Source organism: Atlantibacter sp. MEI4A-1023 (genome assembly GCF_056155425.1).
Map to the genome: position 1 here is coordinate 4,104,563 of NZ_CM149568.1, position 13,631 is coordinate 4,118,193.

General features: G+C 53.3%; 14 protein-coding genes. 4 read left to right on the plus strand and 10 right to left on the minus strand.

Annotation, left to right across the window (positions count from 1 at the left end; translation table 11 throughout):
* Positions 1–7: 7 nt before the first annotated feature.
* The 4 genes from glmM to rlmE form a co-directional block, all read right to left on the minus strand.
* Positions 8–1,345, minus strand: a complete 1,338-nt coding sequence (gene glmM, locus ACVV26_RS19470) for a phosphoglucosamine mutase (RefSeq protein ID WP_474798928.1) — start codon at positions 1,343–1,345, stop codon at positions 8–10.
* On the minus strand, positions 1,338–2,186 hold the full coding sequence (gene folP / locus ACVV26_RS19475) for a dihydropteroate synthase (protein ID WP_474798929.1): 849 nt from the start codon (positions 2,184–2,186) through the stop codon (positions 1,338–1,340). Before folP ends, glmM begins: the two co-directional genes overlap by 8 nt.
* A gap of 81 nt (positions 2,187–2,267) precedes the next feature.
* Complete coding sequence (ftsH, locus tag ACVV26_RS19480; protein WP_040459606.1) at positions 2,268–4,199, minus strand: ATP-dependent zinc metalloprotease FtsH; 1,932 nt, start codon at positions 4,197–4,199, stop codon at positions 2,268–2,270.
* Between the two features lie 56 nt (positions 4,200–4,255).
* Positions 4,256–4,885 (minus strand): 23S rRNA (uridine(2552)-2'-O)-methyltransferase RlmE, encoded by a 630-nt coding sequence (gene rlmE, locus ACVV26_RS19485; protein ID WP_474801924.1) that lies wholly within the window; start codon positions 4,883–4,885, stop codon positions 4,256–4,258.
* A 155-nt stretch (positions 4,886–5,040) separates the two neighbouring features.
* Here rlmE and yhbY point away from each other — a divergent pair, with 155 nt between their 5' ends.
* Positions 5,041–5,334, plus strand: coding sequence for a ribosome assembly RNA-binding protein YhbY (yhbY, locus tag ACVV26_RS19490; RefSeq protein ID WP_125294245.1), 294 nt, complete (start codon positions 5,041–5,043; stop codon positions 5,332–5,334).
* A gap of 241 nt (positions 5,335–5,575) precedes the next feature.
* Here the strand turns inward: yhbY and greA are convergent, their stop codons facing one another.
* Positions 5,576–6,052 (minus strand): transcription elongation factor GreA, encoded by a 477-nt coding sequence (greA, locus tag ACVV26_RS19495; protein WP_312985214.1) that lies wholly within the window; start codon positions 6,050–6,052, stop codon positions 5,576–5,578.
* A gap of 249 nt (positions 6,053–6,301) precedes the next feature.
* Here greA and dacB point away from each other — a divergent pair, with 249 nt between their 5' ends.
* Positions 6,302–7,735, plus strand: coding sequence for a serine-type D-Ala-D-Ala carboxypeptidase (gene dacB / locus ACVV26_RS19500; protein WP_474798930.1), 1,434 nt, complete (start codon positions 6,302–6,304; stop codon positions 7,733–7,735).
* Positions 7,736–7,768: 33 nt separating this feature from the next.
* Here dacB and cgtA read toward each other — a convergent pair whose 3' ends face one another.
* From cgtA to rplU, 4 genes are all read right to left on the minus strand, one after another.
* Positions 7,769–8,941, minus strand: a complete 1,173-nt coding sequence (cgtA, locus tag ACVV26_RS19505; protein WP_474798931.1) for an Obg family GTPase CgtA — start codon at positions 8,939–8,941, stop codon at positions 7,769–7,771.
* A 16-nt stretch (positions 8,942–8,957) separates the two neighbouring features.
* The gene (locus tag ACVV26_RS19510) at positions 8,958–9,923 is read right to left on the minus strand and encodes a DMT family transporter (RefSeq protein WP_312985220.1); all 966 of its coding nucleotides are present in this window, start codon (positions 9,921–9,923) and stop codon (positions 8,958–8,960) included.
* 88 nt (positions 9,924–10,011) lie between these two features.
* Positions 10,012–10,269: a 50S ribosomal protein L27 gene (rpmA, locus tag ACVV26_RS19515; RefSeq protein WP_017457338.1), complete on the minus strand. Its 258-nt coding sequence runs from the start codon at positions 10,267–10,269 to the stop codon at positions 10,012–10,014.
* An 18-nt stretch (positions 10,270–10,287) separates the two neighbouring features.
* Entirely contained in the window at positions 10,288–10,599 is a 312-nt protein-coding gene (rplU, locus tag ACVV26_RS19520) for a 50S ribosomal protein L21 (protein ID WP_002434221.1), read from the minus strand.
* A 259-nt stretch (positions 10,600–10,858) separates the two neighbouring features.
* Here rplU and ispB point away from each other — a divergent pair, with 259 nt between their 5' ends.
* On the plus strand, positions 10,859–11,830 hold the full coding sequence (ispB, locus tag ACVV26_RS19525) for an octaprenyl diphosphate synthase (RefSeq protein WP_312985222.1): 972 nt from the start codon (positions 10,859–10,861) through the stop codon (positions 11,828–11,830).
* 204 nt (positions 11,831–12,034) lie between these two features.
* Entirely contained in the window at positions 12,035–12,298 is a 264-nt protein-coding gene (gene sfsB / locus ACVV26_RS19530; RefSeq protein WP_474798932.1) for a DNA-binding transcriptional regulator SfsB, read from the plus strand.
* A 73-nt stretch (positions 12,299–12,371) separates the two neighbouring features.
* Here sfsB and murA read toward each other — a convergent pair whose 3' ends face one another.
* Positions 12,372–13,631, minus strand: coding sequence for a UDP-N-acetylglucosamine 1-carboxyvinyltransferase (gene murA / locus ACVV26_RS19535; RefSeq protein WP_474798933.1), 1,260 nt, complete (start codon positions 13,629–13,631; stop codon positions 12,372–12,374).

Genomic DNA, 13,631 nt, shown 5'->3' on the forward strand with positions numbered 1-13,631 from the left:
TCGTTTTTTATGCAGCTTTAACCGCGTCGGCAATCCGGTTGGCAAATGCAGTGACCTGCGCTTCGTCTTCACCCTCTACCATCACGCGGATTAACGGCTCGGTGCCAGATTTACGCAACAGCACGCGGCCACGATTGCCCAGCGCCTGTTCGACTTCGGCGGTGACCGCTTTCACCTGAGCGCTTTCCAGCGGGTCGCCGCTGCCAGCAGTGAATCGTACGTTCACCAGCACCTGTGGGAACAGCTTCATGCCGCTGCACAGATCGTGCAGGCTCATATGGTTTCTGGCCATCGCGGTTAATACCTGTAGCGCCGCCACAATGCCATCGCCGGTAGTGGTCTGGTCGAGCAGTATCACGTGACCGGAGTTTTCCGCACCGATGCGCCAGCCATTTTCCTGCATTTTTTCCAGTACGTAGCGGTCGCCAACTTTAGCGCGGGCAAACGGGATACCGAGCTGCTTCAACGCTACTTCCAGCCCCATGTTGCTCATCAGCGTACCCACTGCACCGCCGCGCAGTTTGCCCTGGCGCAAGCCTTCCCGGGCGATGATATAAAGAATTTGGTCGCCATCGACTTTGTTACCTTCATGGTCGACCATAATCACACGGTCGCCATCGCCGTCAAATGCAATGCCCAGGTTGGCTTTCTCAGCCACGACACGTTCCTGAAGCATACGGACATCGGTCGCGCCGCATTTTTCGTTGATGTTAACGCCATCCGGATCGCAGCCCACGGCAATCACCTGGGCACCCAGCTCGCGCAGGACGTTTGGCGCAATGTGGTATGTCGCGCCATTGGCGCAATCCACCACGATTTTCAGGCCGTTCAGGTTGAGTTCATTGGGGAAAGTCGCTTTGCAAAACTCAATATAGCGGCCTGCCGCATCCACGATACGGGTAGCTTTACCGAGCTGTGCGGAATCTACACAGGTAATGGTTTTTTCCATTTCGGCTTCAATGGCTTCTTCCACTTCGTCAGGCAATTTGGTGCCGTCGATGGAGAAGAATTTGATGCCGTTGTCATAAAACGGGTTATGGGAGGCAGAAATCACAATCCCCGCTTCAGCACGGAAGGTACGGGTTAAATAGGCTACCGCAGGCGTTGGCATCGGGCCAGTGAACATCGCCGACAATCCCGCAGCGGCAAGGCCTGCTTCCAGTGCGGATTCCAGCATATAGCCAGAAATACGGGTATCTTTACCGATAATAATTTTACGTGAACCATGACGCGCCAGCACCTGGCCAGCGGCCCAGCCCAGTTTAAGCACAAAGTCAGGAGTAATTGGCGCATCCCCTACGCGCCCACGGATGCCATCGGTGCCAAAATATTTACGGTTACTCATAGCGTTTTTTATCCTTCGCTGAAAGTGTAGCTTCGACAACTCTCATTGCTTCTACCGTCTCTTTAACATCATGGACGCGAATAATTTGCGCCCCCTGCATCGCCGCGATCACAGCACAGGCAAGGCTGCCGCTCAATCGCTCTGTCGGCCCGACATTCAGTAACTGGCCGACCATAGATTTACGCGACATTCCCACTAATAGCGGTAGTTCGAAATGATGAAATTCTGATAGCCTGGCGAGAAGTTGATAATTGTGGTGAAGATTTTTACCGAAACCAAACCCCGGGTCGAGCAACAATTTCTCTTTTGCGATTCCCGCCGCTTCGCAACGCGCGATTTGAACAACAAAATAGCGATTCACCGCTTCAAAGACGTCGTCATAATGTGGCGCATTTTGCATGGTGCGCGGTTCGCCCTGCATATGCATCAGACAAACCGGCAGGCCGGTTTGCGCAGCGGCTTCCAGCGCGCCAGGCTCCTGCAATGAACGGATATCGTTAATGATATGCGCGCCTGCTCTGGCAGACGCGAGAATAACGTCGGGTTTCGAGGTATCAACGGAAACCCACACTTCAAAACGTTGCGCGATAGCCTCAACGACCGGGATCACTCGCGCTAACTCTTCATCCACGCTGACTTCATCAGCGCCAGGCCGTGTTGATTCGCCGCCCACGTCAATAATCGTCGCCCCGGCATTAATCATGGCGTTAGCATGTTTCACCGCATCAACCAGTCGGTTGTGCTTGCCGCCGTCAGAAAAAGAATCCGGTGTGACGTTAAGAATTCCCATCACATGAGGGTGCGAAAGATCCAGCGTGGATCCCTGGGCATAGAGTTTCATCGTTAATCCTTGAGACCATTACACATACCAAAAAAAACCCCGGGCATGCCCAGGGTTTTATCATTACCGCTTCATTAAAGCTTACTTGTCGCCCAACTGTTCTGACATGGTATTGCCCGGGTTCGGCGTACGCGGTTCGTCAATCGGACGCGGCGCTTGCGGGGTGCCATTGTTATCAGAGTTGTTAGTGCCTGGATCTTCCCAGCCTGCTGGCGGACGCACGTGGCGGCGAGCCATCAGGTCGTCAATCTGCGGCGCATCGATGGTTTCATACTTCATCAATGCGTCTTTCATGGCGTGGAGAATATCCATGTTGTCATTCAGGATGGTGCGGGCGCGATTGTAGTTACGCTCAATCAACGCTTTCACTTCCTGGTCGATGATACGCGCGGTTTCATCAGACATATGTTTCGCTTTCGCTACGCTGCGTCCCAGGAAAACTTCGCCCTCTTCTTCCGCATACAGCAGCGGACCGAGTTTGTCGGAGAAGCCCCATTGGGTGACCATGTTACGTGCCAGGTTCGTCGCCACTTTGATATCGTTGGACGCACCGGTAGAAACATGCTCAGCACCGTAAATAATCTCTTCAGCAAGGCGACCGCCGTACAGCGTAGAGATCTGGCTTTCCAGTTTCTGGCGGCTGGCGCTAATCGCGTCGCCTTCCGGCAGGAAGAAAGTCACACCCAGCGCACGACCGCGCGGGATAATCGTCACTTTATGCACCGGATCGTGTTCCGGCACCAGGCGGCCAATAATGGCGTGGCCTGCTTCGTGATACGCGGTGGATTCTTTCTGCGCTTCGGTCATCACCATGGAGCGGCGTTCCGCACCCATCATGATTTTGTCTTTCGCTTTTTCAAATTCAACCATCGACACAACGCGCTTGTTACCGCGGGCGGCAAACAGTGCGGCTTCGTTCACCAGGTTCGCCAGATCGGCACCGGAGAAGCCCGGCGTACCGCGCGCAATGATGGCGGCATCAATGTCCGGAGACAGCGGAACGCGACGCATATGCACTTTCAGGATCTGCTCACGACCGCGCACGTCCGGCAGGCCAACCACAACCTGACGGTCGAAACGGCCTGGACGCAGCAGCGCCGGGTCAAGGACGTCCGGACGGTTAGTCGCCGCGATAACGATAATGCCTTCGTTACCTTCGAAGCCGTCCATCTCAACCAGCATCTGGTTCAGCGTTTGTTCGCGTTCGTCATGACCACCGCCCAGCCCAGCGCCACGCTGACGGCCTACGGCGTCGATTTCATCGATAAAGATGATGCACGGCGCGGCTTTTTTAGCCTGTTCGAACATATCGCGCACACGGGATGCGCCGACACCGACAAACATCTCTACGAAGTCAGAGCCGGAAATGGTAAAGAATGGCACCTTCGCTTCGCCCGCAATGGCTTTCGCCAGCAGGGTTTTACCGGTACCCGGAGGGCCGACCATCAGGACGCCTTTCGGGATCTTACCGCCCAGCTTCTGGAAGCGGCTCGGTTCGCGCAGGTATTCAACCAGTTCGCCCACTTCTTCTTTCGCTTCATCGCAACCGGCGACGTCGGCAAAAGTGGTTTTAATCTGGTCTTCGGTCAGCATGCGCGCCTTACTCTTACCGAACGACATGGCGCCTTTACCGCCGCCGCCCTGCATCTGGCGCATAAAGAAGATCCAGACGCCAATCAGCAACAGCATTGGGAACCAGGAAATGAAGATGGAAGCCAGCAGGCTCGGCTCTTCCGGCGGCTCGCCAACCACTTTTACGTTTTTGGTAATCAGGTTATCAAGCAGCTTCGGATCGTTAACGGGGATATAAGTCGTGTATTTGTTACTGTCTTTCTTGGTAACGTTGATTTCACGTCCGTTGATACGCGCTTCGCGAACCTGATCCTGGTTAACTTCCTGCAAGAAGGTAGAGTAATCCACCCTACGGCCATTCGACTCGCTGGGCCCAAAGCTCTGGAATACTGACATCAGCACTACGGCAATGACCAGCCAGAGTATTAGGTTTTTCGCCATGTCACTCAAGGGATTAACCTCATATTACAACTGTGTTAACAAACAGCGTCAGGGTACTATAGTTTGCGCCCAGTCGCTACAATGTAAACTTCACGTGAACGGGCACGAGAAGAATCCGGCTTACGAACTTTTACCTTCGTAAACAGGGAGCGAATATCCCTAAGATACTCATCGAAACCTTCGCCCTGGAACACCTTCACTACAAAACTACCACCCGGCGCCAACACATCGCGACACATATCCAGAGCCAGTTCGACCAGATACATGGAGCGAGGAATATCAACAGCAGGTGTCCCGCTCATATTTGGCGCCATATCTGACATGACAACCTGTACTCTACTCTCACCTACACGCTCCAGCAGCGCTTTCACGACTAATTCATCACGAAAATCGCCCTGAATAAAGTCCACACCGACGATAGGATCCATAGGTAAAAGATCGCATGCGATAATGCGACCCTGACCGCCTATCTGCGTCACCACATATTGGGACCAACCGCCGGGTGCAGCGCCAAGATCGACAACCGTCATTCCTGGCTTAAAAAGTTTGTCACTTTGCTGTATTTCATCAAGTTTAAACCAGGCTCGGGAACGCAACCCTTTTTTCTGAGCCTGTTGAACATATTTATCGCTAAAGTGTTCCTGGAGCCAGCGGCTCGAGCTGGCAGAACGCTTTTTACCTGTCATTTCAATTTCCATCCGGGTTCATCGTGATACCCACATGCCGTCAGGCTGAATACCCTGCACTTTCGCATCGCAGTACAATTTGAAATCTGTTGGGTATTAATGGGAGATGGCGGTAGAATGAACCGTTTTCAATCCCAACGTAAGTAAAAAAACCGATGAATCTGAGTACTAAACAAAAACAGCACCTGAAAGGTCTGGCACATCCGCTCAAGCCCGTAGTTATGCTTGGCAATAATGGTTTGACCGAAGGGGTACTGGCCGAGATTGAACAAGCGCTTACGCATCATGAGCTGATCAAGGTGAAGATCGCCACGGAAGACCGCGAAACAAAAACCCTGGTCGTTGAGGCCATCGTGCGGGAAACCGGCGCCTGTAATGTCCAGGTTATCGGTAAAACGCTCGTTCTGTACCGTCCTTCACAAGAGCGCAAAATTAGCCTGCCGCGTTAATCATCGTCGGATGAGCCACATAATTGTAACAATAATGTGGCAGCGCTGAGCAAAATGCCATGCTCTGTGTGATGTTAAAAGGCCGCATCGCGGCCTTTTACCTGGCTTTACAATAGCCGCAAATTTTCGTTCCGCAATCATAATGATTTTTATCTAACGCCTGCTGCCCAACTTGCCACTCAGACGTATATTCTTTAACCATTCGGATTATGCCGAAAATGTGCGTCCGTAATCGCCGTTATTAAAGATATTCGACTTTAACGATCTCGAACTCAACTTGCCCACCCGGGGTGTTGATTACCACAACGTCGTCGACTTCTTTTCCTACCAGTCCACGCGCAATCGGTGAGTTTACCGAGATCAGGTTTTGCTTAAAATCTGCCTCGTCATCACCCACAATGCGGTAGCTTAACTCTTCATCAGAATCCAGATTCAGCACGGTCACGGTTGAACCGAAAATCACGCGGCCATTGTTTGGCATTTTAGTGATATCAATCACCTGGGCATTGGAGAGCTTGGCTTCGATATCTTTGATGCGCCCTTCACAAAAACCCTGCTGCTCACGCGCGGCGTGATATTCAGCATTCTCTTTCAGGTCTCCATGTTCACGCGCTTCGGCAATCGCGGCAATGATCTCCGGACGACGAACGGATTTCAGGAAATCCAGCTCTTCGCGCAATTTATCAGCACCACGTAAGGTCATCGGAATCGCTTGCATTTTTATACCTCTTAAACAGTCCTTTTCGCAGCGGTGATCCCCGCTACGGCCAGTATGTCGCCCCGGCCAACACCCGCAGGCGCCGGGTAACAAACAAAAAAAAACCGACCCGGAGCATGGCACCAGGTCAGGAACGATTTTGCATTTTGATATGCATTTTAACCTGAAGTTCCCTGAGGGTCATCGTTTACTTTACCGTACGATGCACCGTAGTATGACGGCACGTTTCCAGGCTGTTACCGCGAGATTATGCGATTTACCAGATTTGTCATTGGATTGGCCACAAGTATGGCGTTGACTGCAAATGCAGCAAACGTTGAAGAATATATCAATCAACTCCCCGCCGGCACAAACCTTGCGCTGATGGTGCAGAAAGTCGGCAGCCAAACCCCGGCAATTGATTATCACAGCCAGCAGATGGCTCTGCCCGCCAGTACTCAGAAGGTGATTACGGCGCTGGCGGCGCTATTGCAGTTGGGCCCTGACTATCGCTTCACCACCTCGCTGGAAAGCCGGGGTAGCCAAGAGAACGGCGTGCTGAACGGTGATGTGATCCTGCGCTTCGGTGGCGACCCCACGTTCAAACGCCAGGATATACGCAATTTAGTCGCGGCGCTGAAAAAAACCGGTATTCAGGAAATCAAAGGAAACGTGTTGATTGATACCTCGGTTTTCGCCAGCCACGATAAAGCGCCGGGCTGGCCGTGGAACGATATGACGCAATGCTTCAGCGCTCCGCCGTCCGCCGCGATTGTTGACCGTAACTGTTTTTCTATTTCGCTCTACAGCGCGCCAAAACCGGGCGATATGGCGTTTATCCGTATCGCCTCTTACTACCCGGTCACCATGTTCAGCCAAGTAAAAACCTTGCCTAAAGGCTCGCCTGAAGCGCAGTATTGCGAGCTGGACGTGGTGCCCGGCGATTTGAACCGCTTTACCCTGACCGGTTGCCTGACGCAGCGAGCGGACCCGCTGCCGCTGGCGTTTGCCATTCAGGACGGCGCGGGCTATGCCGGTGCGATTTTAAAATCGGAGTTGAAAACGGCGGGCATCAGCTACAGCGGCACGCTGTTGCGTCAAACGCAGCCCAATCCGCAGGCAACGGTTATCGCCAGCAAGCAGTCGCCACCGCTCCATGATTTGCTAAAAATCATGCTAAAAAAATCTGACAACATGATTGCCGATACCGTGTTTCGCACCATTGGCCACGAGTACTTCGGCGTACCGGGAACCTGGCGCGCAGGTGCTGATGCGGTGCGCCAGATCCTGCGCCAGAAAGCGGGCGTCGATTTGGGCAACAGTATTGTGGTTGATGGTTCCGGCCTGTCGCGCCACAACCTGATTTCCCCCGCCACCATGATGCAGGTGCTTCAGTACATCGCGCAGAATGATGCCCAGTTGAATTACATTTCGATGCTGCCTCTGGCTGGCTATGACGGCTCGTTGCAGTATCGCGCCGGGCTTCACGAGGCGGGCGTAAACGGGAAAGTGTCGGCGAAAACCGGTTCGCTACAGGGCGTGTACAACCTGGCCGGGTTTATCACCACCGCAAGCGGTCAGAAGATGGCATTTATTCAGTATTTGTCCGGCTACGCCGTTGAACCGGCCAATCAGCGCAACCGACGCATTCCGCTGGTGCGTTTTGAAAGCCGCCTGTACAAAGACATTTACCAGAATAACTAAATGGAAAAGGCCGGGGAAACCCGGCCTTTTTTGTTAACGTTCGTAGATGATTTCGACGCCTTCGTCGTCATCTTCATCCCAGTCGTCGTCCCAGTCATCATCGTCTTCAGCTTCCATCTCTTCAAGCTGCTGACGGTGATAGTCATCCCACATGAATTCGACTTTTTCCGGGCCGTTCTCGGCATTTTCCTGCGTGATAGGGTTCTCGATGATGAAGTTCATCACGTCCCAACACAGCGGGTTCACGCCCTGCTGGGTGGCTGCGGAGATGAGGTAATATTCCCCTTCCCAGCCCAACGCATCGGCAATCGCTTTCGCGCGTTGTTCCGCCTCTTCACGATCGATCAGATCGATTTTATTGAATACTAACCAACGCGGTTTCGCAGCCAGCTTCTCGCTGTATTTTTCCAGCTCGCCAACGATCACGCGGGCGTTTTCTACTGGATCGGAACCATCAATCGGGTCGATATCAATCAGGTGCAACAATACGCGGCAGCGTTCAAGGTGCTTAAGGAAACGGATACCGAGACCCGCGCCTTCCGCTGCGCCTTCAATCAGGCCAGGGATATCGGCAACCACAAAGCTCTTCTCGTTATCCATACGCACCACACCCAGGCTTGGCACCAGAGTGGTAAACGGATAATCCGCGACTTTTGGTTTTGCTGCGGAAACCGCACGGATAAAGGTCGATTTACCGGCATTCGGCAAGCCGAGCATACCCACGTCAGCCAGCAACATCAGCTCCAGTTGCAGATCGCGTTTCTCGCCCGGCGTACCCATGGTCTTCTGACGCGGGGTACGGTTGACCGACGATTTGAAACGGGTGTTGCCCAGACCGTGCCAGCCGCCCTTCGCCACCATTAGGCGCTGACCGTGTTTGGTCATATCACCCATAGTCTCACCGGTGCCCTGATCGATAACGCGCGTCCCGACCGGCACTTTCACCGAAACATCTTTGCCACGTTTACCGGTACAGTCGCGGCTCTGGCCGTTCTGTCCGCGTTCGGCGCGGAATGCTTTCTCGAAACGGTAGTCGATCAGGGTATTCAGGTTCTCGTCAGCTTCCAGCCAGACGTCGCCGCCATCACCGCCGTCGCCGCCGTCAGGGCCGCCTTTCGGGATATACTTCTCACGACGGAAGCTAACGCAACCGTTGCCGCCATCACCCGCGACGACCAGAATCGTTGCTTCATCAACAAACTTCATTTTACTTCTCCGTAAATCATTCGCCCGAGCGGGGTAGCGTGACTACCGCTTCGCTTTTACGCCAGCGTCCCCAGAGACGATGACCAATGGCGGAATACATCGCGCCCGCAACCACGACAAACGCACCGACATAACCCAATACGTTGAGCATCGGTTTGGCGAAGAAATCGGGCCAGGCAATGGATAACAAGTCCGAAAACAGCAGGGTAAATAACGGGGTCAGCGTAATCAGCGCACTGACCTGCGACGCCTGCCAACGCGCCATCGCTTCAGCGAGCGCGCCATAACCTACCAGCGTGTTCAAACCGCAAAAAACCAGGCATGCCAGTTGCCAGGTGCTTAATTGCCCGATGACCTCAGGATCGGCCAACGGGAACATCGCAATAGTACATAAAGTGTACAGCAAAAAGAGGATCTGTTGCGAGGCCAGCCGTCGCAGCAATACTTTCTGCGCAACGCCATAACTCACCCAAACCGTCGCGGCACCCACGCCGAAAATAACGCCCCACGTGTAATCCGTTAGACGTGTGAAGATCTCAATCAGGCTGGTGTTGAAAAACATCACCAGACCGGACAGCAGCATAATGGCCCCCACAATCTGGGTTCCACGCATCTTCTCTTTGAGGATAAAAACGCTGGCTACCATCATTCCCACGGGCGACAGTTGACCAATCACCTGCGACGCCGTCGGGCTTAAATACTGCAGCGAAGAACTGAACAGAATAAAGTTGCCGAACAGTCCTCCGGTCGCGATAGCCAACAGAATCAGCCAACGCGGTTTACGAAACATTTTTAACAGCGGCAGCTTGCCCTTCATGGCCAGAATAGCGCCTAACCCAATAGATGCCATCAGGAAGCGATAAAACACCACCGTAGGCGGTTCCATTACCGTCAGCACCTGTTTCATTGCTATGGGAAGCGCGCCCCAACAAATCGCTGTGGTAAGCGCCAGAAGGATACCGATGCCAGCCTGCTGTTTCATGAAAATCCCTGGAGAATTTTCCAGATACGGAATGTAAAAAGCCCCGCAACAAGTGCGGGGCTCAATCCGTTACCGGGACACGAAAAACTTATTCAGCAACGATGCTGATGAATTTACGGTTTTTCGGACCTTTAACTTCGAACTTAACTTTACCGTCAGTCAAAGCGAACAGAGTGTGGTCACGGCCGCAACCTACGTTCGAGCCAGCGTGGAATTTGGTGCCACGTTGACGAACGATGATGCTGCCTGCCAGAACTGCTTCACCGCCAAAGCGTTTCACGCCCAGACGTTTAGCTTCGGAATCGCGACCGTTACGAGTTGAGCCGCCAGCCTTTTTGTGTGCCATTTAATCTGCTCCCCTGTATTAAGCGCTGATGCCAGTGATTTTCACATCAGTGAACCACTGACGATGGCCTTGCTGCTTACGGTAGTGTTTACGACGACGAAACTTAACGATTTTAACTTTCTCGCCACGACCGTGAGCAACAACTTCAGCTTTGATTACGCCGCCATCAACGAAAGGAACGCCGATTTTGACATCTTCACCGTTTGCGATCATCAGAACTTCAGCGAACTCAACAGCTTCGCCAGTTGCGATGTCCAGCTTTTCCAGGCGAACGGTCTGACCTTCGCTTACTCGGTGTTGTTTACCACCACTTTGGAAAACCGCGTACATATAAAACTCCGCTTCCGCGCACGCCTTCTATAGGATTCAGAGTGCGCTACAAATATTCACAATAGGGCGCGAATATTACGCAAAACGTGAGCCTTTGACAAGTCCTGTCGTGAAACAGCGCAGAAAAAAAACACAACATTGATGGTGACGTTTATCTGCTACGTTTTTACGGTACAATCAACCCTACGTCTTCAACCCTACTATCTTACGTTCTTCCATTGTTACTTGTGGTAAACAGGACGATAGCCAGACTTTTGCGATGAATTTAGAAAAAATTAATGAGTTAACCGCGCAAGATATGGCGGGCGTTAATGCGACCATCCTTGAGCAACTCAACTCGGATGTTCAGCTTATCAACCAGTTAGGCTATTACATTGTGAGCGGTGGCGGTAAGCGCATCCGCCCGATGATTGCCGTGCTTTCCGCTCGCGCGCTGGATTACCAGGGCAACGCGCACGTGACCATTGCGGCGCTGATCGAGTTTATTCATACCGCCACGCTTCTGCACGACGACGTCGTGGATGAATCCGATATGCGCCGGGGTAAAGCCACAGCCAACGCGGCATTCGGTAACGCCGCCAGCGTACTGGTGGGCGATTTCATTTATACCCGCGCGTTCCAAATGATGACCCAGCTCGGTTCGCTAAAAGTGCTGGGCGTGATGTCTGAGGCCGTTAACGTCATTGCGGAAGGCGAAGTCCTTCAGCTGATGAACGTCAACGATCCTGACATCACAGAAGAGAGCTATATGCGGGTTATTTACAGCAAAACCGCGCGGCTTTTCGAGGCGGCATCACAATGCTCCGGCATCCTGGCAGGCGCCAGCGATGTTCAGGAACAGGCGTTGCAGGATTATGGGCGCTATCTGGGCACCGCGTTCCAGCTGATTGACGATTTGCTGGATTACAGCGCAGACGGCGAACGGCTGGGTAAAAACGTCGGCGACGATCTCAATGAAGGGAAGCCAACGTTGCCGTTGCTGCATGCCATGTGGAATGGAACAGAGGATCAGGCGAAGATGATCCGTGACGCCATTCAGCAGGGTAATGGCCGTCATCTTCTCGATCCGGTGCTTCACGCTATGGCGGAATGCGGTTCGCTGGAATGGACGCGCCAGCGTGCTGAAGAAGAGGCGGATAAAGCCATCGCTGCCCTGGATGTGCTGCCTGACACGCCTTACCGTGAGGCATTAATCGCACTGGCGCATATGTCTGTTCAGCGCGATCATTAATTCCCTTCCCTCTCCTGTTTCTGCGCCGTCTGGCGCAGAAATTTTCCCGTCAACGTCTATCGCTTGCATTAAATAATGCGTATCTGTGCACACTTCTGGTTATATCTAAAACTAACAGGAACTATTCGGAACTTTTCATGTTATATCTGTTGCAGGAAAAAACAGCAGACGAAAGCGTGCGTCATTTTTGTATAGAGGGAAAACATGCAAAAGAAAGTCACAGACTGGCATCCGGCAGACATTATCGCAGGGTTACGCAAAAGAGGGACCTCTTTAGCGGCTGAGTCACGAAAAGCAGGGCTGAGTTCATCAACGCTGGCCAACGCGCTGACGCGCCCGTGGCCCAAAGGGGAGCGCATTATTGCCGATGCGCTGGGCGTGGAGCCCTGGCTGATTTGGCCCTCCCGTTATTACGACCCGATTACCCACGAGTTTATCGATCGCTCGCAGCTAATTCGATCGCGTTAAATTAAAAAAGCCGGGGCAATGCCCCGGCTTCCTGTGCAGGCGGATGGCGCGATTAAATGCGCCACTACCAGAATTAACTGGCTTTTACACGCTCGATATTAGCGCCTAAACTCCGTAATTTTTCTTCAATACGCTCATAACCACGGTCAATATGATAAATGCGATCGACATAGGTGGCGCCCTGAGCAATACAGCCCGCCAGCACCAGGCTTGCCGAAGCGCGTAAATCTGTCGCCATAACCTGAGCACCGGACAGCGTTTCCACGCCGTGGCAAATCACGGTATTGCTCTCGATTTCAGCATGCGCGCCCATACGAATCAGTTCTGGCACATGCATAAAGCGGTTTTCGAAAATGGTTTCGGTGATCACGCCCGTACCTTCTGCCACCAGATTCAGCAGGGTGAACTGCGCCTGCATATCCGTTGGGAACGCCGGATGCGGCGCGGTGCGCACATTAACCGCTTTCGGGCGCTTACCGTGCATATCCAGGCTGATCCAGTCTTCGCCCACGTCGATGTCGGCACCCGCTTCACGCAGTTTTGCCAACACCGCATCAAGGGTGTCCGGGCGGGTATTGCGACACACCACTTTGCCGCCGGAAACGGCAGCGGCGACCAGGAAGGTCCCGGTTTCGATACGGTCCGGCAGAACACGGTAAACACCGCCGCCCAGACGCTCAACGCCTTCGATAACGATGCGGTCTGTGCCCATACCGGTGATTTTCGCACCCAGAGTATTCAGGAAGTTGGCGGTATCGACAATTTCCGGCTCACGGGCGGCGTTTTCAATGATTGTGGTGCCTTCAGCCAGCGTCGCAGCGGACATAATCGTCACCGTTGCGCCAACGCTTACCTTATCCATCACGATATGAGCGCCTTTAAGACGGCCCTGGACGGAGGCTTTCACATAACCCTCTTCCAGTTTGATCTCAGCGCCGAGTTGCTCAAGGCCGACGATATGCAGATCGACCGGACGCGCGCCGATAGCGCAGCCGCCCGGCAAGGAGACCTGGCCCTGACCAAAACGCGCCACCAGCGGCCCTAACGCCCAAATAGAGGCGCGCATGGTTTTCACCAGCTCATAAGGCGCACAGAAAATGTTGACGTTGCTGGCATCAATCCATACGGAACCGTTGCGCTCAACTTTGGTACCCAGTTGGCTCAGCAGTTTCATGGTGGTGTCGATGTCTTTGAGCTGCGGTACGTTCTGGATTTCTACCGGTTCTTCCGCCAGCAGCGCAGCGAACAGGATCGGCAACGCCGCGTTTTTAGCGCCGGAGATTGTTACCTCGCCCTGAAGGCGGCACGGACCTTGTACACGAAATTTATCCAT

Coding starts and splice junctions, on each gene's coding strand:
- folP (WP_474798929.1), bottom strand. CDS start 2,186: ATGAAACTCTATGCCCAGGGATCCACGCTGGATCTTTCGCACCCTCAT.
- dacB (WP_474798930.1), top strand. CDS start 6,302: ATGCGATTTACCAGATTTGTCATTGGATTGGCCACAAGTATGGCGTTG.
- glmM (WP_474798928.1), bottom strand. CDS start 1,345: ATGAGTAACCGTAAATATTTTGGCACCGATGGCATCCGTGGGCGCGTA.
- cgtA (WP_474798931.1), bottom strand. CDS start 8,941: ATGAAGTTTGTTGATGAAGCAACGATTCTGGTCGTCGCGGGTGATGGC.
- sfsB (WP_474798932.1), top strand. CDS start 12,035: ATGCAAAAGAAAGTCACAGACTGGCATCCGGCAGACATTATCGCAGGG.
- greA (WP_312985214.1), bottom strand. CDS start 6,052: ATGCAAGCGATTCCGATGACCTTACGTGGTGCTGATAAATTGCGCGAA.
- rlmE (WP_474801924.1), bottom strand. CDS start 4,885: ATGACAGGTAAAAAGCGTTCTGCCAGCTCGAGCCGCTGGCTCCAGGAA.
- rpmA (WP_017457338.1), bottom strand. CDS start 10,269: ATGGCACACAAAAAGGCTGGCGGCTCAACTCGTAACGGTCGCGATTCC.
- yhbY (WP_125294245.1), top strand. CDS start 5,041: ATGAATCTGAGTACTAAACAAAAACAGCACCTGAAAGGTCTGGCACAT.
- rplU (WP_002434221.1), bottom strand. CDS start 10,599: ATGTACGCGGTTTTCCAAAGTGGTGGTAAACAACACCGAGTAAGCGAA.
- ftsH (WP_040459606.1), bottom strand. CDS start 4,199: ATGGCGAAAAACCTAATACTCTGGCTGGTCATTGCCGTAGTGCTGATG.
- ispB (WP_312985222.1), top strand. CDS start 10,859: ATGAATTTAGAAAAAATTAATGAGTTAACCGCGCAAGATATGGCGGGC.
- ACVV26_RS19510 (WP_312985220.1), bottom strand. CDS start 9,923: ATGAAACAGCAGGCTGGCATCGGTATCCTTCTGGCGCTTACCACAGCG.
- murA (WP_474798933.1), bottom strand. CDS start 13,631: ATGGATAAATTTCGTGTACAAGGTCCGTGCCGCCTTCAGGGCGAGGTA.